Here is a 25,924-nt window from a genome sequence, read left to right as displayed (position 1 = left end):
TTTAACCATAAATTATAATTTATTACCAAATAACAATAATTTGTCTTATTTAAACAAAAACTCAAGTATCGCAACTGTTGCTAAGAAAAATCATGAGAGGAGTTTTCGCTTTGTAGTCCAAGTTCCCTTTACCACCCGGTGTAGAATCGAATGTACTTCCTGTCATGATTGGACCTCAAGTAATTTGTTGTCCGATATATTGTGGGTCAACTTTGTATTGTTTACACCATGGCTACGCTATACATATTGACGTGCTTGGGATTAGACTTGCTAAAAAAATCCCGATTATCAAATAATATGATAATCGGGATTTTGAATAAGTATATTATAAAAGTTCTTTACGTAATTCAGCAGCTGATTTTGGGGATAACAGACCGAATGGGATATCGAATACTGTTTTTGCACCTTTGTCTCCTGCTTGATTTAAGCGATGAGCTGCACGTGCAAAAGCTACTAGAACACTAGAAGTGAAGTTTGGATTACTTTCAAGCTTTAATGAGAATTCAAGAATTTGTTTTTCGTTAGCGCCGCTTTCACCACTACGAATTACGAATCCACCGTGAGGCATGCCAGTGTGGTTTGCTTTAAATTCCTCTTCAGAAATAAAGTTTACTGTAGTATCATACTCATCAAAATAGTTCGGCATCGTCACAATTTCTTGCTCAACTTTTGTAGCATCTGTACCTTCCTCAAGAACAACCCAGCATTCACGTGCATGTTTTTCACGCGTTGTCAGCTCAGGATTTTCACCGTTACGAACACGGTCTACAGCCTCTTTAATTGGTAATGTGTATTGTACTGCATTTTTAACACCTTCGATGCGACGGATAGCATCTGAGTGTCCTTGACTTAAACCGTCTCCCCAGAAAGTATAAGTTGTGCCCACTGGTAGAACTGCCTCCCCAAGTATACGATTTAATGAGAACAAACCTGGATCCCAGCCAACTGAAATGACTGATACTTTTCCAGATTTTTGAGCTGCTGCATCGACTGCCTCGAAAAACTCAGGAATTTTCGCATGCGTATCAAAGCTATCAATTGTATTAAACCATTGTGCAAAGTGTGGTCCTTGTTCGGGTAAATCTGTTGCTGAGCCACCACATAAAATCATTACATCAATGTCATTTTGAAATTTTTCAGCATCATCTACTAAATATACACTTGCATTACTTGCAATTTTTACAGTTGAAGGATCGCGACGTGTGAATACCGCTACTAATTCCATATCTGGATTTTGCGAGATAGCATACTCTACTCCGCGCCCTAAATTTCCATAACCTACAATACCTACTCGAATTGCACTCATTAAAAATTCCTCCTCACGATTACGTGACTCTGTGAAACCTTTCACGTTAAATCTAATTACAATAATACGTTTTGTCAGGAAAATTCACAATAGTTTGAGTACGTGTTTTTCTCTTGGAATTATACAAGTTTTCTATGATTTCTATTCGTTAACGGCATGAATACGGTTACATTTTACTAATGCAACTTCTTTCAGAGTATGTACAAACGTCCTCTTAAAGAAGTTATAGCCTCCAGACGCAATTATGCCAAGACAAAATTGACTGACAAAACTTTAAGTTTTCGTTAAAGCCTTGTAAATGAAGACTATTCCGACCGCATGTCTTGTACAATAACACTAACGACAAAGGGGGCATGTTGAATGAAAAGTAATTGTTATTCACCAAGCACAACATTGGAACAAGGAGAATTACTTGCTTGTCCATTCCAAAATGCACAGAAATCTGCTAAAGCTCACATGGAAGCTAAGGCAAAGCACAAAAGATTTTCACCTAACAAACACCAATGTATAAGGGTTATACCTTTTGGCGTTATAGACGAAACCCTAAATATCTCCGTACAAAACCAACGAGTCGATGAGATTAACTTCTACCATAGCGGCAAGGAGATTGCACGCTGGTTGATTAAAAAAAGTGAATACAATAAGCTGTAGTATCCCTCACTGTATCTCCTGTGCCAATTCGGAAAGTCGCTTTTCATTCATAATGTGATAGGCATTCTTTCTCTTTTCTAAAATTTTTTCTTCACAAAATTGCGCCAGTACATATAATAAATGCCGATAGGAAACCCCTAAATATTCACAGATTTCCGTATGCTTTTCTTTATAGATACCTTGATCTGACGATAATTGGATAAAGGCAGCAAGTCGATTTTCAAGTGGATACGCTTGATTTTGTGTATATTTTGACGTCATTTTGGTCGACTTTTCCCCTAAAAACACACAAAGTTTACGTAAAAATAGTACATCCGTGAGTAACTTTTCTTTGCAGGACTGTGTAATCGAAAAACAAATCGTCTCGGTTACTGTCTGAATCCCCTTCGTATATCTCGCCTCATTAAGCAACTCAATTTCACCCATAAAACGCGGTGGCTCTGGGTATTCGATAAGTGAGACCTTGCCGTTTTTATGCGTCATATATATTTTCGCTTTCCCTTCAATCATGTAGTATAGCGTATCCGGAAATGATCCTTCTTGAAAAATCCATTCGCCTTTGTCAAACTTACATACCTCCAGAAATGGATTTATATCAAATGAGAAAAAATCATCAATTGGATATTTATCGAGATAGTATGAACGTTCCTCAGCTGTCAGTATATGCATTTTTTCACTCTCTCCTCTTGAAAAATGTGAGATATCTCACATTATTGTACCGATGAACGTGCTATTATTCAACATAGTTAAATTGGAGGTACGGAAAATTTATGAACAATCAACGATGGCTTTCTCAAAATTTCTTTGCATTTTTCTTTACATGGGGTATTTTCTTACCTTACTGGACTGGTTGGCTTGTAGATGCCAAACATCTTACTGTCTCACAGGCTAGCGTCATAATGGGCTGCGGTCTTTTAGCACGAGCAACTTCAAATCTATTTTTCTTCCCGACGCTTGCAAAATATGTGCACAAAAAACGACTCGTTAGTATTCTAGCAATAGGTGCCCTCATCACAACTTTATTTTACTTACTAAGCACGAGCTTTATCTCGCTTCTTATTGTTACCCTTTTATTTAGCGTTTTCTATCCAGCACTGCTACCTGCCGTTGAAAGTAGTGCGGCAACGCTCGTACAGCATGGAAATGTACACTATGGTAAAAGCCGCTCCTATGGTTCCCTTGGCTTTGTCATTGCAGTATTAATCATTAGTATGCTAACAGGTGCTTTTGGCAATAACATTATCTTTTGGAGTATGGTGGTCGGCCTGATCGGTATGCTGTTGATGCAACAAATGGCTACACCAAAAGAGTTACTCGTTGTACCGACAAAAGAACAACGCGCAAAATCATTGTCGATGAAAACATTATGGACAATTAAAGGCTTCCCTATTGTTTTATTAGTTGTTATTCTGTTGCAAGGCGCACATGCTTCTTATTACAGCTACGGCTATATATATTTAGGTGATTTACATGTTGATCCATTCTACATGGGGATGATTATTAACATCGCCGTAATTTGCGAAATCTTATACTTTATGAAGGCTGATACACTATTTAAAAAATGGCGCTCATCTTCTTTATTACTTTTAGCAGCGAGTGGTTCATCATTACGTTGGCTACTCATTTACCTATTCCCGAATGTATGGGTATTTATCGCTTCTCAAACATTACATGCATTATCATTTGCTCTCGCGCATTTCGCTTTCATCGGCTATTTAACAAAAACATTGCCGAAGGAGCAAATTCCGAATGCACAAGGCCTTTATTCTGCATTAGCAATGGGATTAAGTACAGCGATCCTTACATTTTTAGGTGGCTATTTATACGAGATTTCGCCTGGACTATCATTTGCAGCAATGCTTATTTGTACTGTTCCAGCAATTGGTATACTACTTGCTACTAGAAATAAATTTCAATATTAAAAACAAGCAGGTGGGAAAGAGTCTCTTTCCTACCTGCTTTTCTATACGCTCATCTTGGGTAATAAGAAAATCCTGGATATTTTACAACCGGCCACTTTTCCTTTCTTAACACATTAACAAGTTCAGGACCAATGTTTAAATTGCTTTGTACTAGCTCAGATGGAGTAAGGGCCATCCATTGATTTAACGAAACATCCTGGAATCTATCACTTTTAAACATTTCAAGGAACCATAATGTCTCCGTACCGGTATTCTCAATGTAGTGACCATTTGCAAATGGCACGTATCCCACATCTCCTGCACGATAATCGAATGTTCTAGCCACACCATTTGCTGTAAACACTGTCATACGCCCTTTTCCTTGGAGGTAATATTGCCACTCATCATTATTTGGGTGCCAATGCAGCTCTCTCATAGCACCAGGCTTAATTTCGACAAGTGCTGCTGCGATATTTTTAGAAATAGGAAAGTTTGTTGAATCCACAATTCTGACACTACCACCAGGAGTTTTTATAGGGGTCTGGGCAAGCAGGCTATGTTTGAAAGTTTGAGGGACTGTACCGTATGGGGATTGTACTTTTTGTGTGTCTAGAGGTCCTGGAACCTTATCTTGAAAAATATAGACCTGTTCTTTCGGGATATGATTAAAAGCGCTCATTGGAACACCAAAATTGGAGGACAGCACATCTTTAGGAGTATGAGCAAACCAATCAGATATTGAAAAAGTACTTAGATCTGAGAAATGCCCATCGTCAAACACCAGCAAAAATTCACAGCCATCCTCAAGACCTTGTATGGAATGCGGAATTCCTGGCGGGAAATACCATAAATCCCCCGGTCCTACATCGGCAATAAAATTACGCCCATTTTGATCGACCGCTGTAATACGTGCATGACCAAGAAGCATATACGACCATTCAGCTTGTTGATGCCAATGCAGCTCACGTACTCCACCAGGTGTCAAACTCATATTGACACCTGCTAATGTAGTGGCAATTGGTAAATCACGAGCAGTAACTTCTCGAGACCAACCGCCATTTTTTAAAACCATATGCGTATCAGAAAAAGAGAATTTTAAATTTGGTACAAGTCCAGCATCTGTTTTCGGAGGGACAAGCATATCAGGATTTTCCAGATCCCTCATAATATCTCTCGGCCCTTTATCAACCCACCCCGCCCCATCTTTCCGAATAGGCTGCGGGACATAAGAATAGCCCTCTGGCATGTTCTCCAATGATTCACCTCTTCATAAAGAAATCATTATATAATATGTATGGATTCTTTACTTTGATAATTCTTTTCCTTTCAGCTTAGTTGCGAGGATAGCACAAGATGTTGCTGTTAAATAAATTTCTGTAGCTCTTAATTCCTTATGATTTAACCAAAAGTCCCTGACCTTATCAGGTTTCCCTCTCCATTCTTCTGGAAAATGTTCTTCTGGCGTAAAATCGTCCATAACTAACATACCTCCAACAGCTAATGCCTCCAATAGTTGTTCGCCTTCAATTGTTTTAGCAGCAGCTGCATCAGCAAAAATAAATTGAAAAGGACCTTTTGCTATCGCTTCTTTCCAGTCACCTACTAAAAATTCAGCCTGCTGATGACGAAGTGTTTGAGCAGTAGCATCGATTTTTTCCTTTGCATGATCCACTGAGACAAACTGTACGTTTGGTGCAATGGTAGAAAGAATCCATGCACTGCCTACACCATAGCCAGTCCCGACTTCTAGGATTGTCCCATGTGTAATTTGACCAACAAGCACTGACAACAATCTTCCTGCCTCGTCTGAGCAAGAATACTCGAAATCATGTCTATGGGCTAACATTTTACTTGCCTTCACCATTTCCGGAATATATGTATTGGAGCGATATTTTGTTAACATAGTTACATACCACCTATTAGATATTTAATTCTTAATAATCTTCGCTTTTTTTCGTAAAAATCCTTTGTTAAAACATCACATCCCTAAATAGAGGTACGTTTTTATATTCAAAGTAATCGCTACTTATGTATAACGGATTTAACCTGATGCCTACCTAAAATGCTTGTTTAATAATAGCCCTTGTCATTTTAAAATCCCTTTTTAACCATATTTACAGTTGGAATGTTATTAATTGCGTTTACATATATTTACTTCGGGATAGCTTGACCTTATGCATCGCCCCAAACGTCATTGCAGTTTGCTATCCCACCATTATTTTAATTCCCTCGATATATCCAGTTGAAATCATCAAATGTCTTTCAAATCTGAATTGTTGTGTGTCCAAAGGCTGCAGCTTTCCATATTATAATAAAGTTAAAAATGAGGAGTTGTGCCGATGAATGGAGCATCTATTCCTTGCTGTCTTTATTTTCGTCAGTGGCATATTGAATAAATTTAAATTTAAAAAAGTTAGTAGAACAAATTAATAAAAAATAGATTTTATTTTTTTCATTTAATACTCATATTGTTCATTTGGTTGCTGTTGTGTATGATGACACTGCGGCTATTTTCATGATAAAATTTACATATATTACATAAAAAGGTGATAACACGGAAAATAATAAATTAGTTTGTAAGGCTTGTGGTGGTGATTCCTTTGCACAAGGTGAATTAGGCGGATCTATGGCAAATGTAAAACCCATTAAGCTCGATATGGTCCATTTTTCGAGTTCACCACTAATTTTGACTATTTGTACGAATTGTGGAGAAGTAGCTTCAATGAAAGTTAAGAAAGTTGATAAGTTTAAATAGTCTCTTATAGTTAAACTTTGGATCACTCCCAGCCGAGTGTCTCTATATTAGTTTCTTTACTCATATTGTTCATTAGTTTGCTGTAGCGTGTGAAGACGCTGCGGCTTTTATTTTTTGAATCTACTAATATGTTATAATTTGGTTAAAAAGAAAGCAGGTTTATTATTGTCGTTTTTTCTTGATCTTGTAGTCCACATCGTTTTTATTGTTTGGAATTTAATTGTTTTACCATATAAATTTATTTGGATAGGTCTTGCTATAATTGTCCTTGCTTTATTATTTTTAAAAAGATCTCGATCTAACTAATTCATAAGTTTGGTAGGTATATCCCCACCAAACTTTTTTCGTTTAATACTTATATTGTGCAGTAGTATTGAGTCCCAGTTGCTATAAGAATTATGATTAATAATAAAAAGTAAAGTAAGTTGTTAAAACTCCTTTCTGGGGCGAGTTAACAATGTAGACTTTAATGCTACTAATGCTCTTAAAAGTACTGAACGAATTTTCATAATAAAACCTCCATTTATTAACTTTAAAGGTTATAATTAAGTGTAACAAAATACTAATTTCTAAGGAGAATTATGAATGAAAATTCAAACCAGTAATACAATAAATTATTTGAAAACAGAGGTAAATAAAAATATAAAAAATGAAAGTCTCTTAGATTTATTTGGAATTGAAAATATACATAAAGACAAAGACGAAGACGAAAACGAGAAAAATATCAAACCTAAATTCGAAACTAGATATGAAGATGGTTATATACGTACATATCTTGTGAAATCGAATGGACAAAAATTAGTTAGATTACTTGTTAGGGAGGTTAAACAAACCCAAGAAAACATGAAAGAGTCCATAGATTTAGAGGATATGTTGATACAAGAGCTTGAAAAGTTATCTAATCCCAAAAAATATGAACAGAATACTTCTATTTTTGAAAAAGAAAAGAATATTTCTAAATATAAAACAGGTATTTGAGGAAGATCAATATAAACAATAATTAGAAGATTATTAATTTACATGAAGGTTTAACATCTCTTAAAGAGCTGTAGCGTCTGCAAACGCTGCTGCTTTTTCTTTTACTCACGTTGTGTAATTTAGATCCCGTAATCATCAATTTGCTCTTTCAAGCATTCTAAGCAGATATTATCCACTTCTCGTCCATCCGAATTGACTTGTGTTAAATCATAAACTCGATTCAAAGCAAATCGTTTTGGTTTTTCGATAATAGGTACTTCCCGATATGTGCTCTCGCAATAATCACAGCATAAAGTTTGATTACTCATATTCTTTTACCTTCTTTCCTCATATTGTGCAGTAATTGAATCAATCCATATTTTCAAACATTACCTAATTATGTTATCCTTATATAAGTTATTAACCTATATATTAGGAGTTGTTATGCAATGAAAACAGACGGTACACATTCTAAAATTGGATATATAATATTTATTTTAGGTATCTTCTTGCTTGTAAGCGGAACAGGCAGATTATCTGGTCCCCTCGAATACAATTCATTTATTCCAAATAAATCTATTGCAATAATATTCATTTTTATTGGGCTTTCTGTTGTATTCAGTTCATTCTTTATAAAACCCCGAAAAGATCAATAATTTTACTGAACACTATTTATCTAGTGTTTAAGTATCTTTTGCGAATTCGCATGCATCAATCAGTTCTAAATGGAAATATTTATAAAAATCCATAGTGAACACCCTCTCTACACATTCTCTTTCGAAAAACCCTCGAACTGTTTACTTCATAATATTTTTGAAACTTTAAATTACTAAAAAACGTAAATAAAAGTAAGAATAAGGAGGTTGTTATCTTGTATGAACATAAATTTGTGAAAATTCAATTATCCACATGGACACTAACTCCTGAGGAAGATTATCATAAAGTTGTTTATGATCATGAAAAAGAAGGATGGGAGTTAGTACAAATCTTTGCACCGGGAATAAAAGGTCACGGCACTCCTACTTTTTTTGAATTAATATTTAAACGTAAGAAAGATTAAGAGAAATGAGGTTTCATTACCTCTTATCTTTCTTTTTATTGCACAATATCTTTCAAAAAATCATCATAACTTTTTCTTTAACTTAAGAAGAAATTTTACAAAAAGTCCATTACAATAAATTGGTTTTTTCCGAAAAAAGCTTTTAAATGTTTAGCAAACTATCCATTATTTTTGCAGTAATCGGTGCTGTTCTATTGAGCTTCTCTTCCGTTTATTCAATTAACTTTGAAATTCTTATGATATCTGGATTCGGTTTATTATTTATAAGTTTTTTGTTAAGTCTTGGTGCTGTATAAAAAAAAGAACAGGGAAAATACAAGCTTTTTCCTGTTGTAACATTTTTCCTTTGTAGTTTCATCCTTACTTGGTATGCCCCATTCCAAATTGTAAGATTACTTACATGGATTAAAAATTAATCATTTACCTTACATAAAACATTTGTATCTGACGCTTCGCTTTCGCTACATAAAACATTTACTGAAAGAAGTTAAATAATAACCGCACCATAAAAAAGACAAACCAACAATAGGAGGTGGATGACATGCATTATTTCCAAATTTTTTTCCTTACTTTATTTTTAAGCGTCATCAGCTTTTTGGCTTTAGCCGCAGCAGGATTCCTTAATTATATAGATGGTCTAATAATGTCTATTGGGCTAATAATTGTTACTTTACTTTCTATTATTATTAGCTTATTAGTGAGCATTAATAGACAATTGAAAAAGAGAGTGTAAAATATTTTGTAAATGGATAAAACGACAAAAAAGGAAGACCTTTTCTTGGTAGAATTAAGTCACCATAACCAATCCTAGAAAAGTGGTCTTCCCTAATTAGGATTTAGGCACTTTTAATATTTTATTTCCCTAGTATTTCCCCTTGTTTGAGACTCCCACCCCTAAAGGGACAAGCTGACTAATGTCAGTGGGATTCCTGAGTAACTATGCGTTCGCAGTCCATTTCTGTTTTGAACAGTTCTCAAGATTGGGGTATCCCATTACCCCTCCCTATCCAGTGCATATAGCAGATAGGGCTACACTACTGTTACCATAGCGTATAGTTGGTTTCGTCCGATATGTTTTAGCGTCTTTTTCGTGACGACACATATTGTTTTACCGATAGCATGAATTAGGCTATCGAACCTTATACAATATCCAATTTTCAATGGACGAGCGTGTTTTATAGACTTTTACTAGTCTATAGATGAAGTATAACACCCTTTCAGACAATTAAGGTAGCAATAGTTACCTCTTGTCTGACCTCACTTTCATCCCATGTCTGAAGACGGGCTACACCCTGCATGGGCTTTCTCGTTCGAAAAATCTGTAATTTACCCCACTAGCACAGATAACAGCCTTTCTTAGGATTACCTAAAACCCCTGTCTCAACATTTCGCTCACTTAACTAATTCTGGAATATATGAATATTTATGATTACATGGTTACCTTTACTAACCTCGATTTTTTCTAAAAAAAAGACTATTTATCGGTAAAGTAGTAGCGATTGCTTTTTCTGCAAAAATATTTTGGTAAAATATCTCTTTATTCTATAAGCATTAAGAAAGAAGGAAAGATATGGAGAAAGACAAATCAAAAAAGACAAAGAAGGATTTTAGCCCGAAAGACGCTATTTTTGTATTCTCTTCTTTTACATTTGTTTGTGTAGCTATCATTTTCGCTTTAATAGTTTATGATGTATTCACAATACAAGATTTCCTATCATTCAATCAGCCATTCACAATGGTAATGAGCATAATTCTCGCTTCATTCGGTCTACTTTTGTTTGGGGTAATTTTAACATTGTTTATTCCCTCGAAATACATGGACGAAACTAACAAAAGCTATCAAGACTATTCGTTATTAAGTATTGTTGCCTTTATGTTTATAGGGGCGTTATTTGAAGAAATTTTGTTTAGGGGAATTATACAAAATTTACTTCTTGTATTTCTAGAACAACCATGGACTGCGATTATATTAACAACTTTATTGTTCATAGGGATGCATATTCAATACTTCAAAAAACCTATAATGTTAATAAATATAACCGTTCCAAGTTTAATTTTCGGATGGATCTATTTTGAAACAAACAATATTTTAGTGCCTTTTCTTGTGCATTTTTTGATGAATATCGGTATGACACTATTATTCAAATACAATTTAATAAGAGTTAAACATTAAAACGGATTGTAGATATACACGAGATTAATGAGACTTGTCGACGCAATAGCTTGATAAATTACTTCTTATCAACAATTGGTTCATGCCAGATCTTTCACTTGAAATATTCTTTTCCAAAAAGGTTACGCCCGGAAAGAGCCACCAAGATCTGATACTATTATTGCATTCAATCATAAATCATTTATATTCCTTGTTACTATTTATAGCGAAATCACAAATGTCCCATTACAAATAATAACAAATCGTTTATAATACTACATGAATGAAAAAACACGATTCGGTTGGTAGTCCGGATGCATTGTAAATATGATGTCAGTAACCTTCCCCTCCTCGGGATGTCCATCATTCGATTTTAATATGAGGAGGGACCTACTATGAAACTAACCATTTTTAATGATGGGCAATTTTATATAGGGCTAATAGAACACATTTCTGAAAACAAATACAAAGCATACAAGTATACTTTCGGGAATGAACCTAAAGATCAAGAAGTCTTTGATTTTGTAAATAATAATATGTTGGATTTTATCAAAAATAATGATAAACATGATGGAATACCTATCCAACAAGTTAAAATGAAGAAAATCAATCCTAAAAGGCTTCAAAGAAAAGTTGCAAAAGAACTAAGAAATCCAAGTATCACCTCTAAGGCCGAAGAAGCTATAAAAGCAGAATTGGCACTTAGAAAAAAAGAAAAATCTGTTACCTGTAAACGACTTAAAGAAGAACGCAAAGAATATATTCGGAATATCAAAGTTCAAAAGTCTAAAAATAAACATAAAGGTAGGTAATATCATTCTTTTTACTGACAACTAATGTTGTCAGTTTTTTTATTAGGGATTAATACACAATTTCATTCGAAATATTTTCATATTGTAATCACAAATAAAATAAATTAATATACCTTTAAAGTTTCCTTAAGGAAAGAATTTTCAACAAAAAGAAAAGGAGGATTAGTCTTGCTGTTTATTCAACTCTTAGTAGCTATATGTATCTTAGGTATTGGTCGTTTTATGTTTTATTCATTCGTAAGGAAAGATCCTTTGTTCATTCTCCTCCTACGATACGGAGGGTTTCTAGGAATTACTACTTTGTCCCACTATTATTTAGGTAATCTATGGACCTGGATTTGGATTGTCGGACTACCGATCCTAGGTTTAATAATGCATGCAATTTTCGTAAAATCTAAAGGATTTCAATTTCTTAAACCGGGGAAAGAATATGACGAATATCGTGGATGGAAATAACAATTATCGCAAGAGGTTAAGTTTTTTTCAAAGCAAATTCACGTTTAAAAAGTGCGAGAAATCAACGTTTCTAAATATTGATTTCTCGCGCTTTTTATAAAGAACTCCCTATAGTTGATGTTCTAACAGCCAGCTATCATGCAACCACTTTTCGGTTATCCGTCCACCTACCCATTTAATGTCTTGCTCAAATGTCATTATTTTTTCATCAGGACCGACGATGACCCACGCCTATGAATCATTCTCTTGTACATAGCATTTATCTTTCATGCCCGTAACCGTTAAAGCCCCATTATTTCTTAAAAAGTTGAAAACCGCATGAAAAATATTAACGAAGTATTTTTAAAATTGGCCAATTCGTCGTCAGAGAAAGATCCTACAATCGAATAATTTATGTATTCTTATAAACATTCTAAGAAAAATGCTATCTTATTTTTAACACAGACCCAAGTATGATTTACTTGGGTCTGTTTTCGCTTCAAACATGTCTCCTGAACACTACGGGACATTCTACCTATTCACCGACCATTTCTAAGTTCAGGATTGTATTAGAAAATCCATCTTTCACTACTTTCTTTGTCCGCCTGGCGAAATACTTAACTCAGAATTTTTCCCCGCCTTTACGAGAAAGCTACTAGCATAGGAAGGGAACCTTTGCTGTACTTCACGAGCTAGTACTAATACAGCATCTAAATCAATATTGGTCGTTATGCCCATTTCCTCAAAGCCATGGATCATATCCTCTGTCGCAATATTTCCAGTCGCTAGCGGTACATAAGGACACCCTCCAAGACCTGCAATGGAGCTGTCAAAATCTCGAATACCCGCTTCATAGCCTGCAACCGCATTGGCAAAAGCCATACCCCTTGTATTATGAAGATGTAGGGAAAAGTGAAAGTGAGGGAATTTTTCACGCAATGTTTTTACAATTTCCTTTATTACGTAAGGATTAGCCATACCTGTCGTATCGGCCAAAGAAATATCAGTAATATCTATTTCGTCATATTTCTCACACAGCATAATATGTCGTTCAATTGGTACACGCCCTTCATATGGGCAACCAAATGCAACCGAAATAGAACCTGAGACATTAATACCTGCCGCCCTACAATTTCGTGAAATTTCAGAAAAATCTTTCATTGCATCTAGTGTTCTCGCATTAGCATTGTGTAAGCTGTGAGAATCTGTTGATGATAGCATTAGCTTTACCTTGTGAACGCCTGCTTCAATAGCACGCTCTAACCCTTTCAAGTTTGGAATTAGTGCTCGGAAAATAACTTCTCTGTCACGACGTATCCTTTTTAACACTTCACTTGCATCACTAAGTTGTGGTACGGCTTTAGGATGAACGAAAGAAGTAACTTCAATTTGTTTAAAGCCACAGTCTATTAAACGATTGATGATATTTAGTTTTTCTGTTGTAGGAATGTTCTCTTTAATTATTTGAAATCCATCACGAGGACTGACTTCTGTAATCATTACTGGATCCAGCATATTTCGATCAACTCCTAAATAACTTCTTTATTTTTCAAACTTTCGATTTCCTCATCTGTTAAGCCGATAATTTGTTTTAAAATACATTCATTATGTTCACCTAAATCAGGTCCCACATTTACGATAGCTCCAGGTGTTTCAGAGAATTTTGGCACAACCCCCGGCATTTTGATTTTGCCTAAACGTGGATGATCAACCTCTACAATGTTCTCACGTGCTTGGTACTGCTCATTATTAAAAATATCTTCAATGCTTATGATTGGGCTAATAGGCACACCAAATTCATCGAGCTTCTTTTGTAGCTCATCACGGTGATATGATTTCACCCATTTCGCTACAATTCCATTTGTTAAATTAAAGTTTTCAAGACGAACTTTATTTGTATAGAAGCGCTCGTCCACTAACATATCCTCACGGTCCATGGCAGCTGCAAGGCGTTCAAATGTACGATCTGAGCTTGTTACTAGTACAACCCAGTGTCCATCCTTCGTTTGAAATGTCCCTGCTGGACTCGAGTGCCCACTTAAGCCCGGTGATCGCTCTTTAATAACTCCATTTTGGTCATAGTCAGCTACAAGGAATTCCATCATACGGAACACCGATTCATATAGACCAATATCGACCATTTGGCCTTTTCCGTCCTTTGCATCACGGTAGAATAATGCTGTACTAGTTGCAAACGCAACATACACACCAGTAATGTAGTCTACTAATGAGAAGGATGGACTAATTGGCGGACGATCTGAATAGCCATGTAAATATGTAAAGCCACTAAATGCCGTTGCGGGCGTACCAAAGCCTGCTTTATGTGCATACGGTCCTGTTTGTCCATAGCCACTTACACGCACGAGAATAATTTTTGGATTTGCTTCTTTTAATATCTCGTAGCTAAGTCCCCATTTTTCTAATGTACCTGGTCTAAAATTTTCAATGATAACATCCGACTTAGTAATCAGTTTTTTTAATATCGATTGCCCCTCCTCACCATGTAGATCAAGTGTTAATGATTTCTTATTACGAGCAAGCGCTGGCCAGCGAAGTGGTTCATCCCCTTTAAACGGACCCATACTACGTAGAGAATCCCCTCTATTAGGCATTTCAATTTTAATGACCTCTGCGCCAAAATCTGCTAATAATGTTGCCCCATATGGTGCTGCAATCATTGTCGATAAATCTAAAATTCGTACTCCCTTTAATGGCCCCATCCTCATTGAAATTCCTCCTCCTACTAATTGATAGCATCATTATTAAGGTTATTAATACGTTTCATTGTTAATTGCTCTTCTATGTTCGATAAAGGAAATAATCGCGAAATACCACACAAGACAGAACATTCAGACTATTGCAGGTAAATTTGTGTGTTAAATTCCTGAATGTTAAATGAACTGTTAAGTCACCAAGTGTATTCTGCTAGACTTGCTTTAATAATAGAAACCATTACTGCCATTTTGCGTGGACAGCAGGGTGTCCTTTACTTCATTAGTTGCTTTCATATTCAATTGCAACAAAAGCGACACCCATTAAAAATGCTGCTGTTTGGTTATTGATTTTTTTGTCAGATGCAATAGATGCAAAATCACCTACATTTAATGTTGCAAATTGTTGTACATTTTTCATGCATCCTAATAAAAATGTACCAATTGTATTTAATAAAAATATTTCCGCTATCGTATTATCTTTTAATTGAATTGAACGATTCATTATTTTCTCTGCAATGGAATGCATTATTTTTGCCTAATTTCTATTCAAAATAGCCTACGTATTTAGATATCATCCTTGCACTTTCAATACATTTTATTTTCAAAAAAGCTGCTTTTTCTTCTGATATTCGTTGTAGTGGTCCGGCAATCGTAAGACCTGCAATAATTGTGCCATTGATTCCTAGAATCGGTGCGGCAATCGCATATGTACCAACAATACGTTCTCCTTGTGTAAATGCATAGCCATCTTTACGAATTTGCTGAAGATCATTTAGAACTTTTTTTATATCAATGTCTTCTTCTAGCTGAACTTCCTTTAGAATTCGCATTTGCTCTGATTCTTCTAAAAACGCTAATAACACTTTTCCGGAGGCACCTAAGTGAGCGGGCTTTCGTTCACCAACCCGTACAAAATTTCGAACATCTAATGGCGAATCAATTTTTTCTATACATACACGACTAATTCCATCGAGTATATTTAATTCTACTGTTTCTTGCGTTTCCAACATCACCTTACGCATTTCTGGTAAAGCAATATGACGGTAATCAAGATGATTTTGATAAATACTTCCTAACCTAAAAAATTGATATCCTAGTGAATATAAATGAGTCGCATCATTTTTGATAATATAACCATCCTGCTCAAGTGTATTTAAAATACGGAAAATTGTACTTTTAGGCATTTGTAATTTTTGTTGGATTTCTTTAATCGATAATTCCGGTTTATCTAATGAAAATAAAGATAAAATTTCCATCATTTTTTCAATTGCTTTTATCAATCTATCACCTACTCATATTGGAGTGTTTTATTTTATAACACCTAAATAAGTTGCTTTTAGCATTTCATCATTTAGAAGTTCTTGCGCAGTTCCACTCATTACCACTTCACCGTTTTCAATAACATAGCCACGATTAGCAAGTTGCAATGCCTGATTTACGTTTTGTTCAACTAATAAAATCGTAACACCATTCTTTTTAATTTCTGAAATAATATCAAAAACTTGTTTTGTTAATAAAGGTGATAATCCAATAGAAGGCTCATCTAAAATCAATAACTTAGGTTCAGCCATTAAAGCGCGACCAATTGCTAGCATTTGCTGTTGTCCACCACTCATCGTACCAGCAATTTGAGTTGTTCGTTCTTCTAAAATTGGGAACAACTCATAACAATATTCCAAATTCTTTTTTAAATTGGTACGTGCTTTCCTAGTATAAGCTCCCATTTCTAAATTTTCCAGCACTGTCATATCTGAGAATAGCTTTCGATCTTCTGGAACTTGTACTAAACCAGCTTTGACAATAAATTCAGCAGATTTTTTATTAAGAATTTGATCGTCAAAATGGATGACTCCCGATTTCACTGGAATCAAACCTGAAATAGCACGTAATGTCGTTGTCTTCCCTGCTCCATTTGTTCCTAAAATACTTACAATTTCACCCTGATTGATCTCAAAACTTAAATTACGTAAAATATTCAGATTGCCATATCCCGCGTTTAAATTTTCAACTTTAAGCATCAGTAACAACCTCCCCACCTAAATATGCTTCAACAACACGTGGATCTTTCGTTACTTCTTTTGGTGCACCCTCTGCAATTTTTTCTCCAAGGTGCATAACGACTACTCGATCTGATAATGCCATAACAGCTGACATTAAATGCTCAATAAAGAAAATCGTCACTCCGCTATTACGAATATCTTTGATTAGGTCTATAAACTCATTTACTTCCGTTGGATTTAATCCAGACATCACTTCATCTAGAAACAATATCTTTGGCTTTGTTGCTAATGCGCGTGCTACCTCAACCTTCTTTTGCTCAGCGAACGTTAAATCCTTCATGCGATCATATGCTTTATGTGACATTCCTATATATTCAAGTTGCTTCATCGCAACTTCACTTGCTTCTTTGTATGTACCTACCTTATTAAAGGAACCTACAATTACATTTTCTAGTAAAGTTAAGTTACCGAATGGTTGTACAATTTGAAACGTCCGTGCAATACCACGCTCACACATATACTCCGGTTTTAAACCATGAATAGACTCACCATTTAATAATATTATTCCCTTTGTAGGTGTATGGTAGCCACAAATAGAATGAAAAAGTGTAGTTTTACCAGCGCCATTGGGACCTATTAAACCAAGGATTTCACCTTCATTTAATTGTAAACTAACTTTATTGACGGCTACTAAACCCGAGAACTTCTTCTCAACATTTTCAAGCTTTAGCAATGTCATTCACTTTCCCCTCCTTCTTTAATTTACGTAAACGTATTTTTTCTTGTAACCAACCAACTAAACCTTCTGGTAGATATAAAATAACTAATACTAAAATTAAACCGTATACCATTAAATGAACTCCAGCAAAGCCACCAAAAAAGTGAGATGTTATTTCACCAAGAGGTACGATAATTAATGCACCCATGAATGGTCCTAATATAGTTCCCATCCCGCCTAAAATGGCTGGTAAAATAATAGATATGGATACATCGTTTCCGAATGTTGTTGGTGGGTCTATGTACAATAGATATTGCGCGTAAAATGTACCGCCCACTGATGTAAGTGCACCACTAATTGCTATTGCTACCATTTTATTTTTAAAGGTATTTACCCCCAGCGATTGGGCTGCATCTTCGTTTTCACGAATGGCAATCAAATTGAAGCCTAAACGTGATTTTCCGATGAAATAAGTTAAGAGTGTTACGAAAATCGTTAAAACTAAAATCACATAGAAATACGTCATACGAGATTCAAATTGGAACATAAGCGGGTTACTCCCGATTGGTAATAATATCCCCATAGTTTTATTGAAGAAATCCATATTTTGTACGGTGATTCGTAAAATTTCAGCAAATGCAAGTGTCCCTAACGAGAAGTATGCGCCACGTAGCTTGTACCGAAATGATAGGAAGCCAATTAATAAAGCAATTAATATCGCCACAATTGCACCTATAACCATCCCAATCCAAGGCGAAATATTATACTTTATTAGTAAAATTGCCGATGCGTATGCACCTGTTCCAAAGAATATGGCATGACCGAATGAAAATTGCCCTGCATAGCTACTTAAAATATTCCATGCCTGACTCACTAAAGCATAGTACAAGATCAAAATTCCCAAATGAATGAAGTATTGGTTATCAGTAAAAAGTGGAAAAAGTGCAATAAACATAACGGCAAGCGAGTATAAAATATATGATTTTTTCATCGCACTTTACCTCCAAACAGACCATTCGGCTTCAGTAATAGAATGAGAATAAAGATTAGGTATGTCATTAGATCCTTTAAACTACCCGGTAATAATACGCCACCTAATGCCTCACTAACTCCTATTAAAATGCCACCTATTAAAGCGCCTAAGAAGTTACCTAATCCCCCTAATACCACAACTACGAAAGCTTTTAATATAAAGCTCGCTCCTACTGTCGGTGATGTGTAGAAGAATGGTGTAATTAATGTACCCGCAACCCCCGCTAATGCTGCACCAATACCAAAAGCAATATAATTTATGCGCTTAATATTAACCCCAACAAGCGATGCACCTTGACCATTAATAGACGTTGCACGAATTGCACGTCCTATAAATGTCTTTTTTAAGAAAAGGAAAAGACCAATTGCTAAAAATGCTGCGCAAATAAAGGCAATGAACTTTGTCGTATGAATATTTAAATTAAAAAGAGAAATTGTTGCAGGTAGTCCATCAACAGTTACACTTCGGAAATCAGGCTTAAATATAACTAACGCTAAGTTTTCAATAAATAATGAAATCCCGAGCGTAACTAATAACTGATTGTGGTCTGGAGCATCTGCCATACGTTGAAGTACACCACGTTGTAATCCAGCCCCAATAAAGAATAATGCAATCGCGCTTAGTGGTAATGATAAATATGGATTTAACCCCATTAAATCAAAGCACCAATATGTTACATACATTCCAACCATCATCAGAGCGCCTTGTGCAAAGTTGATGATTTTCATTACGCCAAAAATCAGTGTTAAACCAATTGCTACAAGCCCGTAAATCCCTCCCATTAAAATGCCATCAATCAATGATTGAAAAAACAAGTCTGCACTCATGCTGCATTCCCCCCTTTTGTTCAATTCATCTATAAATAAAAGGGCGAACGCTTTTCTCGAATTGTTGTTTACAAGCGTACGCCATATCGAACACTGGTTACTAATTACTTGGATATACTGGATTAACTTCTAAGTACTCTGCTGGCCCAACTACCTTTGTTGCGCCATCAATAATTTGGTTTAATACTGCTTTTGCATTTATATTTTGACCCTTGTTATCAAACTGAATTGCTTCTTGAGGTAAAATATGATCTTTTAAGTTAGTTTCAGTTAATGCTTTTCGGATTGCTTCTCGATCTGTTGATCCTGCACGTTCAATAGCATCAAGTAATACTGTTGTCGCCATAAAAGAGTACGCTGCGTTTGGTCCCATTTCACGACCATATGCTTCTTTATATTTTGCTTTTACATCCTTTGCTAGATCACTATGTGGATTAATTGTATAATTAACATCCATTATTAAATTGTTAATAGATTGATAGTCAGTGATAAATTTCGCATTACTAAATGCACCGTTAGCTACCCCTATAATTGCACGAGGTGTATAGCTAGAATTTTGAATACCCTCTATCAGCATGACGCCATCACGAAGATATGTTGTTGTCAAAACGATATCTGGCTTACTAGCAGAAATTTTATTGATTGTCGATGATAAATCAGCTGTTGAAGATGCGTGTGGTAAAACCTCTAAAATTTCTAAACCATAGTTTGCAGCGTTGTCCTTGATAACCTTTGCAATACTTGTACCGAATACACTATCTTCATGTACGATGACAGCAGTAGATAGCTTTTCTGTTGCATTTTCATTTAAATCTTTGAAGTACTTTAAAAAATCTTTGGAAAATGAACTAGCTGCCGGTTGTAAACGGAAAGTATACTTGAAGCCACGATCTGTAATTTCATCCGCTGCACCAATATCTACGATAAATGGCAAGCGTGAACGCTCTGCTTCTTGAGTGGCTGGTAACGCTACACCACTTGAGTAAGCACCCACAATGCCTATTACACCAGCACGATCAAGTTTTTGTACTTCCGAAACCCCTTTCTCTGGTGAACCTTCGTGATCTGCCTCTATTAATTCAACTGTTTTATTCCCCAATGATTGAATACCGCCTGCATCGTTTTTTACTTTAATTGCTAATTTCACTGCATCTTTCATTTCTTGCCCCTCCAGTGCTAAGCCACCGCTCAATGGATGAAGTGAACCAATTTTAATCGACTCTCCTTTACTACTATCACCTGATGTTGAAGCGTCACTGTTACAAGCTACTAAAACAATAGTTAAGAAACTTAGCATGAACACAGCTAACCACTTTTTCATATAACACTACTCCTCTCATTTTTAATAGATTTATATTGATCGATGCACAAATTTACCTCTTCCGTTTTCTTTGGTAGTCTTACCATTAACTACAATAATTTCTCCTCTACTTACTGTAAAAGCTGGCCAACCAACTAACTCCCATCCGTCATATAATGAAAAGTCACAATTTTCAGAAATATCTTTCGCCACCAATACTTTTTTCGTATGAAGATCGACAATCGCAAAATCAGCATCCACCCCAATTTCAATACGTCCCTTCGAAGGAAGATTGTATGATTCAGCTATTGATAATGACATAATATCAGCAATACGCTCTAAGGGAATATCTCGTTTAACATAACCCTCTGTTAGCATTAATGGTAATAAACCGCCTGTACTTGGGAAGCCAAATAACGTCTCCCACGTATCACCAGATTCACCTAGTTTTTTTTCTAAACTACTAGGTACATGATCAGTCCCAATAGCATTAATAAGCCCTTTTCGAATACCATCCCATAGTTTTTCACCGTCATGTAGTTTATGAATTGGCGGCCCTACTTTCGCTTTAATGCCTACTTCATGCTCATCGTGAAGTAATAAATAGTGTGGGCAAGTTTCTACCTTGACATTGCCCTTTGTTAGCCACTTTGACTGTTCCAGCACCTCAACACTATCACCTGAAGTTAAGTGCACAATATATAGATTCCCATCATAAACTTTGTTCAAATAAAGTGAACTGAGTAAAGATTCTGCTTCTGCATACCCAGGGCTTGTCTTGCTCCATGTTGATAGCCCTTCATTTTCACCACCCGCTTGAAGTTGTGTTGTTAATTTACGATTTATATCCATGTTTTCGCAATGTATAGCCAATAATAGCTTCGGTGATACTTCATTGAACTTCGCCAAAATACGACCTAAATCATAGGCTGATAAATCTATACCATCTGTAATTTTGAACTTATCGTTTAACTGACGCTCATAATTGCGGAAGAATTTAAAGGATGTAATGCCTTCCCTGTCAACTAGTTCTTCTAATTCATCTAAGTGCTGTTCTTTCAAAATACCTAAACTATATGTGAAATCAATGTACGTCCATTTTTCAACGTCTTTTTTCACGTTTGGAAACCACTCTAAATAACTTACTGGCTGACGGTCAAAGTTAACGACCGTTGTAATACCAGAAATGGCATGTTGCTTCGTATCTAAAAAATCTTCTTCTATTGAATTGTAAATTCCTAAGTGCTGATGGGCATCGATTACACCTGGTAAAATATGAAGTCCAGTTGCATCTATTACCTCTTTTGCTTCTGCAACTTCTTCGGAATCGAGAATGGCAACAATTTTTTCATCTTTCACACAGATATTTGCTTTTTTCACTCCAATACGCGGAAAGACAACCTCACCATTTTTAATAAATAGATCAAACATTTACTTCACCTCTTTCAACTCTTTTGCGACGCTTTTCATATAAGACTCGATATATGTTGATGGCATAACATCACAATATTTCATCCATAAGTCCAGTAAAGCCGCTTTATGTGAAAGTTCAATTCGATCAAATACAGCCTCTTCTACAATTGTAACATTGAAGTTATACGTCACTGCATCAACCGCGGTTGCCCGAACACAGCCACTAGTAGAACCACCCACAATAATTAATGTATCAATTTTCAATTTAACTAAGTAGCTAATAATAGGTGTGCCAAAGAAAGCACTTGCATAGCTTTTATCCACCACGATATCACGATCAGTTGGCTTTAAGCACTCAACGATTTCTGATGCAGGATTACCATCTAAATATTTTGTTTGGTCTCTCTTCGCCTTTGTCGAAAATGAATCAAATTGAATAGTTTTCTTCTGTACATTACGTGTATATAACACAGGAATTCCCTGAGAATCTGCTAGCGCTTTTAATTTCTCAATTTTACGAATTCCCTTCCACGCAACGTCGCCGCCTCCACTTGGCCATTTATCTAATTGATCTTCAATCGGTACGTCGGCACCAATGTAATTGTGTTGTGCATCAATGATGATAAGAATAGGCTTTTTTCCTAATCCGCGACTTTGTCCATAGCCCCCTTTTTTAATAACAATCTTATCTATCTCTGTTAATGCAGACTCCCAAATTCTTGTCATAATATTACTCCCCCTTTTTCTTCAGCCAATGACTCCACAATATGTAGTCCAGCAATACGACCAAAACCTAACGCTGCAAGTAAACCATTGCCCGACATATAACCATACGCATGATTGCCAGAAATACCGACAGCGCTGCCTCCTATAGCATAAACATTTGGAATTATATTTGCATTTGTATCCAATACCTGTGCATGTGGATTAATGAGTAACCCTCCTTGTGTATGGAATAATGCTGGAATTACTTCAATCGCATACAATGGATTTTCAAGACTTTTGTCAAAAAATTCGCGACCAAAAGCATCGGCCTGTCCATTTTGTTGTTGTTGATAATTCTTGAATGTAATAGATAGTCGTTCGACATCTACTTGAATTTTCTGTGCTAAAACCTCAACAGTTTCAGCTGTTTTATACGCTTCCATCTCAGTTATTTGTTTATAATCTTCAATTGATAAAAGGTTCCTATGAATGCGTTCATCATAAATAATGTATCCATATTGTTCTGGTTGCTTTAATACTTCACGCGTAAACTCTGAATAGCCTTGTGTTTCATTAGCAAATCGTTCACCTAAACTATTAATATAGAATCCACCCATCATAATCGTTCCCCAAGTTACAAGAAGACCTGTATTTTCATTGATTCCCGCATGACCTTGATAAGCAGTTAAACTCTTAGTAGCAGCACCTGAGGTAATCCCTGCTTCCATTCCTTCTCCTGTGTTCGCCTCATAGCCAAAATATGCTGCAACAGCAATTTCCGGGATATGCTGCTTCACAAGCTCTTTATTACCACCAAAGCCATTTGTTGCAATGACAACTTTTCTCCCTTTAATGTATCGCGTTCCCTCTGACGCGGAAACTTCGATCCCTATGACATGGCCTGTATCATCTTGAATTAGTTTTTGCAGAGAAGTTTGAAGGAGCAGATAAATATTGTCACGTTCAGAAACTTTTCGCTTTAGCTTCTTCATTAACTCTAATCCTGAACGGCTTGGTGGCGCATGCATGCGCAGTGCACTGTGACCAGGATATTTAAATTCCAAAACGACAGACATTTCGATTTGCAAAGAGTCATTTATCCATTCCACCATCTCCCCTGATACTGTTGCTAAAGCCCTCACCAGTGCTGGATCACTTTCATTATGGTTTTTCATCAAAATATCTGCTGTCATTTTTTCAACAGAATCATCAATACCTAATTGATGTTGAAACTTCGTATTACAAGCTGGAATCATGCTAGCACTCGCCGCGGTATTGCCAAGTAAATGCTCCGTTTTTTCAAATACTGCTACTTCTAACCCTGATTGTGCAACTGTTAGTGCAGTGATCAAACCGCCTCCACCTCCACCAGCGATAATTACATCAACTTCTGCATCCCATTCCATAGAAACTCACTCCCCATCACTCGATCTTTCTCTAAATTAAAAATTTAATGCTTAATTGCTGCATACGTCCTTCATTATAAACTCGTAATGCCACTCAGCTTTCTGAATAACCAACTTATCTAAAAATTCAGTATTTTTAACACCTGCTTGCGCTCTCTATATATTTGTTTGCTATATTAAATCCATCATACATAGTCAACCTTACGTTCCACATTGTGAAACGCGTTTACTTTTTTCTTATTTCCACCATAATTCCTCCTCAAACTTTTTTCAAGCTTTTTTTATTTTTTCTACTTTACACTCTATTTCATTCAAAAAATCAGATTTTAGTATTTATCTGAATTTTTCAAAAATTTATTGACAAACATCTATTGTTGCATTTAAATTCTATTTAGGATGAACCAAAAAAGGAAACGCGTTTCATATAGTGGAACGATGAATAGGAGGTACTTTTTTTTGAGACAAACAATTATTGAGAAAATTGTATCGCTTCACGCAAATAAAGTAGTCTTTGCTAGCGAACTCACAGTTGTAAATGTGGATTTTTTAATGGCATCAGATACAACTGCACCCTTAGCCATCAATGCATTCAAAAATATGGGGGGAGTTCAAATATTCGATGCTTCTAAAATGGCATTAGTAATTGATCATGCTTCACCTGCACCAAATCAGCGTATTGCTTCACTGCATGACATGATGCGTGAATTCGCCAATGAGCATAATGTTAAACTTTACGATGTAGGAGACGGAATTTGTCATCAATTGATGATTGAAAATGAACATGCCAAGCCTGGTCAATTAATTCTTGGTGCCGATTCTCATACTTGTACATATGGAGCGATCGGAGCATTTTCGACAGGGGTAGGTTCAACGGACTTAGCCGGAGCAATGTTAACAGGTCAAACTTGGATTAAAGTACCGGAAACCATTCTTATTAACATCAATGGGTCGTTACAACCTGGCGTATCAGCAAAGGATATCGTACTGTACGTTGTTGGGATCGTGGGAATACAAGGGGCGACATATGATGTCATTGAGTATGCAGGCTCCACAATGGTCGGCTTATCATTAGATAGCAGAATGACAATTGCGAGTATGTCAATTGAGATGGGAGCTAAGGCCGGTTTTATTCATACAACTGGGTTACAGCTACCCTATGCTTTTGAACATGTTTTGCCTGATGCAAATGCAACATACAAGAGTGTAATTGACATTGATGCAAGTCAAATTACAAGTCAAGTTGCTGTACCACATTCTCCTGATAATGTTAAATCAATCGATGAAATTGAAGAAATCGAAATTAACCAAGCATTTATCGGAAGCTGTACAAATGGCCGTTTAGAAGACTTACAAACGGCTGCTAATATATTAAAAGGCAAGCATATTCATCCAAGCGTACGTCTAATTATTGCCCCAGCCTCACGTAAAGTTTTTTTAGATGCTGTAAAAGATGGCACAGTAGAAATTCTTACAAATGCCGGTGCCACATTCTTGCCATCAGGATGTGGTCCATGTGTAGGCACGCATTTAGGAGTTCCGGGAAATAATGAAGTTATTGTTTCATCAACAAATCGTAATTTTCAAGGGCGGATGGGCAATCGAGAGTCAAATATTTACCTTGGCTCACCAGCATTTGTAGCAACAGCTGCATTGCATGGCAAAATTAGAAACCCACAACTGATATAAGCCCAGTGGTGATATGTCAACCATAAAAAACATCGGAATTGGAAATTCTTAAGCTACCAAGCATCTAAAAAACTGTTTTTAAGCGTACTCAAA

At 36.0% G+C, this 25,924-nt stretch carries 26 protein-coding genes; 9 read left to right on the top strand and 17 right to left on the bottom strand.

The genetic code is table 11. From position 1 onward, the window contains the following. Positions 1–325: 325 nt before the first annotated feature. Positions 326–1,306: a diaminopimelate dehydrogenase gene (locus ACIQ7T_RS24780; protein WP_370076598.1), complete on the bottom strand. Its 981-nt coding sequence runs from the start codon at positions 1,304–1,306 to the stop codon at positions 326–328. 360 nt (positions 1,307–1,666) lie between these two features. Between ACIQ7T_RS24780 and ACIQ7T_RS24775 the strand changes: the two genes are divergently transcribed. Then, the gene (locus ACIQ7T_RS24775; RefSeq protein WP_402874418.1) at positions 1,667–1,957 is read left to right on the top strand and encodes a hypothetical protein; all 291 of its coding nucleotides are present in this window, start codon (positions 1,667–1,669) and stop codon (positions 1,955–1,957) included. Between the two features lie 6 nt (positions 1,958–1,963). Here ACIQ7T_RS24775 and yeiL read toward each other — a convergent pair whose 3' ends face one another. Further along, positions 1,964–2,626, bottom strand: a complete 663-nt coding sequence (gene yeiL, locus ACIQ7T_RS24770; protein WP_402874415.1) for a transcriptional regulator YeiL — start codon at positions 2,624–2,626, stop codon at positions 1,964–1,966. Positions 2,627–2,727: 101 nt separating this feature from the next. Here yeiL and ACIQ7T_RS24765 point away from each other — a divergent pair, with 101 nt between their 5' ends. Further along, complete coding sequence (locus ACIQ7T_RS24765) at positions 2,728–3,879, top strand: MFS transporter (RefSeq protein WP_402874412.1); 1,152 nt, start codon at positions 2,728–2,730, stop codon at positions 3,877–3,879. 49 nt (positions 3,880–3,928) lie between these two features. On the opposite strand, the gene ACIQ7T_RS24760 is transcribed toward ACIQ7T_RS24765, so the two are convergent. Continuing rightward, entirely contained in the window at positions 3,929–5,104 is a 1,176-nt protein-coding gene (locus ACIQ7T_RS24760) for an oxalate decarboxylase family bicupin (protein ID WP_402874463.1), read from the bottom strand. 57 nt (positions 5,105–5,161) lie between these two features. After that, a complete protein-coding gene (locus ACIQ7T_RS24755) occupies positions 5,162–5,761 on the bottom strand; it encodes an O-methyltransferase (protein WP_402874409.1) in 600 nt (199 codons plus the stop codon). Positions 5,762–7,198: 1,437 nt separating this feature from the next. Here ACIQ7T_RS24755 and ACIQ7T_RS24750 point away from each other — a divergent pair. Next, positions 7,199–7,591: a hypothetical protein gene (locus ACIQ7T_RS24750; RefSeq protein WP_402874406.1), complete on the top strand. Its 393-nt coding sequence runs from the start codon at positions 7,199–7,201 to the stop codon at positions 7,589–7,591. A gap of 119 nt (positions 7,592–7,710) precedes the next feature. On the opposite strand, the gene ACIQ7T_RS24745 is transcribed toward ACIQ7T_RS24750, so the two are convergent. Then, positions 7,711–7,899, bottom strand: coding sequence for a hypothetical protein (locus ACIQ7T_RS24745; RefSeq protein WP_370076612.1), 189 nt, complete (start codon positions 7,897–7,899; stop codon positions 7,711–7,713). Positions 7,900–8,019: 120 nt separating this feature from the next. On the opposite strand from ACIQ7T_RS24745, the gene ACIQ7T_RS24740 reads away from it, so the two are divergent. The 5 genes from ACIQ7T_RS24740 (at position 8,020) to ACIQ7T_RS24720 (ending at position 11,594) form a co-directional block, all read left to right on the top strand. After that, the gene (locus ACIQ7T_RS24740; protein ID WP_143999067.1) at positions 8,020–8,226 is read left to right on the top strand and encodes a hypothetical protein; all 207 of its coding nucleotides are present in this window, start codon (positions 8,020–8,022) and stop codon (positions 8,224–8,226) included. 215 nt (positions 8,227–8,441) lie between these two features. Next, positions 8,442–8,630, top strand: coding sequence for a DUF4177 domain-containing protein (locus ACIQ7T_RS24735; RefSeq protein WP_370076614.1), 189 nt, complete (start codon positions 8,442–8,444; stop codon positions 8,628–8,630). Between the two features lie 541 nt (positions 8,631–9,171). After that, entirely contained in the window at positions 9,172–9,363 is a 192-nt protein-coding gene (locus tag ACIQ7T_RS24730) for a hypothetical protein (protein WP_370076616.1), read from the top strand. Positions 9,364–10,200: 837 nt separating this feature from the next. After that, positions 10,201–10,803, top strand: a complete 603-nt coding sequence (locus ACIQ7T_RS24725) for a CPBP family intramembrane glutamic endopeptidase (protein ID WP_402874402.1) — start codon at positions 10,201–10,203, stop codon at positions 10,801–10,803. A gap of 374 nt (positions 10,804–11,177) precedes the next feature. Then, the gene (locus tag ACIQ7T_RS24720; RefSeq protein WP_370076620.1) at positions 11,178–11,594 is read left to right on the top strand and encodes a YjdF family protein; all 417 of its coding nucleotides are present in this window, start codon (positions 11,178–11,180) and stop codon (positions 11,592–11,594) included. Between the two features lie 1,023 nt (positions 11,595–12,617). On the opposite strand, the gene ACIQ7T_RS24715 is transcribed toward ACIQ7T_RS24720, so the two are convergent. The 12 genes from ACIQ7T_RS24715 to ACIQ7T_RS24660 all read right to left on the bottom strand — a co-directional run bounded on the left by ACIQ7T_RS24715 (position 12,618) and on the right by ACIQ7T_RS24660 (position 24,145). Further along, positions 12,618–13,544 (bottom strand): hydroxymethylglutaryl-CoA lyase, encoded by a 927-nt coding sequence (locus tag ACIQ7T_RS24715; RefSeq protein WP_370076622.1) that lies wholly within the window; start codon positions 13,542–13,544, stop codon positions 12,618–12,620. 14 nt (positions 13,545–13,558) lie between these two features. After that, positions 13,559–14,755 carry a CaiB/BaiF CoA transferase family protein gene (locus ACIQ7T_RS24710; RefSeq protein WP_370076624.1) on the bottom strand — a complete coding sequence of 399 codons (1,197 nt, stop codon included), beginning with the start codon at positions 14,753–14,755 and terminating at the stop codon, positions 13,559–13,561. Between the two features lie 268 nt (positions 14,756–15,023). Continuing rightward, complete coding sequence (locus tag ACIQ7T_RS24705) at positions 15,024–15,245, bottom strand: hypothetical protein (RefSeq protein WP_370076625.1); 222 nt, start codon at positions 15,243–15,245, stop codon at positions 15,024–15,026. 40 nt (positions 15,246–15,285) lie between these two features. Further along, positions 15,286–16,023 carry an IclR family transcriptional regulator gene (locus ACIQ7T_RS24700; RefSeq protein ID WP_370076627.1) on the bottom strand — a complete coding sequence of 246 codons (738 nt, stop codon included), beginning with the start codon at positions 16,021–16,023 and terminating at the stop codon, positions 15,286–15,288. A gap of 27 nt (positions 16,024–16,050) precedes the next feature. Further along, on the bottom strand, positions 16,051–16,761 hold the full coding sequence (locus ACIQ7T_RS24695; protein WP_370076629.1) for an ABC transporter ATP-binding protein: 711 nt from the start codon (positions 16,759–16,761) through the stop codon (positions 16,051–16,053). Beyond that, a complete protein-coding gene (locus ACIQ7T_RS24690) occupies positions 16,754–17,482 on the bottom strand; it encodes an ABC transporter ATP-binding protein (protein ID WP_402874396.1) in 729 nt (242 codons plus the stop codon). The genes ACIQ7T_RS24695 and ACIQ7T_RS24690 overlap by 8 nt, the downstream gene beginning before the upstream one ends. Continuing rightward, complete coding sequence (locus tag ACIQ7T_RS24685; protein WP_402874393.1) at positions 17,463–18,452, bottom strand: branched-chain amino acid ABC transporter permease; 990 nt, start codon at positions 18,450–18,452, stop codon at positions 17,463–17,465. Before ACIQ7T_RS24685 ends, ACIQ7T_RS24690 begins: the two co-directional genes overlap by 20 nt. After that, positions 18,449–19,321: a branched-chain amino acid ABC transporter permease gene (locus ACIQ7T_RS24680; RefSeq protein WP_370076635.1), complete on the bottom strand. Its 873-nt coding sequence runs from the start codon at positions 19,319–19,321 to the stop codon at positions 18,449–18,451. Before ACIQ7T_RS24680 ends, ACIQ7T_RS24685 begins: the two co-directional genes overlap by 4 nt. 100 nt (positions 19,322–19,421) lie before the next feature. Further along, positions 19,422–20,642: an ABC transporter substrate-binding protein gene (locus tag ACIQ7T_RS24675; protein ID WP_370076637.1), complete on the bottom strand. Its 1,221-nt coding sequence runs from the start codon at positions 20,640–20,642 to the stop codon at positions 19,422–19,424. A 30-nt stretch (positions 20,643–20,672) separates the two neighbouring features. Next, complete coding sequence (locus ACIQ7T_RS24670) at positions 20,673–22,052, bottom strand: dihydroorotase (RefSeq protein ID WP_370076639.1); 1,380 nt, start codon at positions 22,050–22,052, stop codon at positions 20,673–20,675. Next, a complete protein-coding gene (locus ACIQ7T_RS24665; protein WP_402874389.1) occupies positions 22,053–22,760 on the bottom strand; it encodes an isochorismatase family protein in 708 nt (235 codons plus the stop codon). Further along, complete coding sequence (locus ACIQ7T_RS24660; protein WP_402874386.1) at positions 22,757–24,145, bottom strand: FAD-dependent oxidoreductase; 1,389 nt, start codon at positions 24,143–24,145, stop codon at positions 22,757–22,759. The genes ACIQ7T_RS24665 and ACIQ7T_RS24660 overlap by 4 nt, the downstream gene beginning before the upstream one ends. A 456-nt stretch (positions 24,146–24,601) precedes the next feature. On the opposite strand from ACIQ7T_RS24660, the gene ACIQ7T_RS24655 reads away from it, so the two are divergent. Continuing rightward, entirely contained in the window at positions 24,602–25,831 is a 1,230-nt protein-coding gene (locus ACIQ7T_RS24655) for a 3-isopropylmalate dehydratase large subunit (RefSeq protein ID WP_402874383.1), read from the top strand. Positions 25,832–25,924 lie beyond the last annotated feature (93 nt).

The organism is Lysinibacillus sp. NPDC096212 (assembly GCF_044763105.1).
In the GTDB taxonomy this organism is placed as follows: Bacteria; Bacillota; Bacilli; order Bacillales_A; family Planococcaceae; genus Lysinibacillus.
Note: the sequence above shows the minus strand (reverse complement) of the source record. Positions and strands in the feature narration are given on the sequence as shown.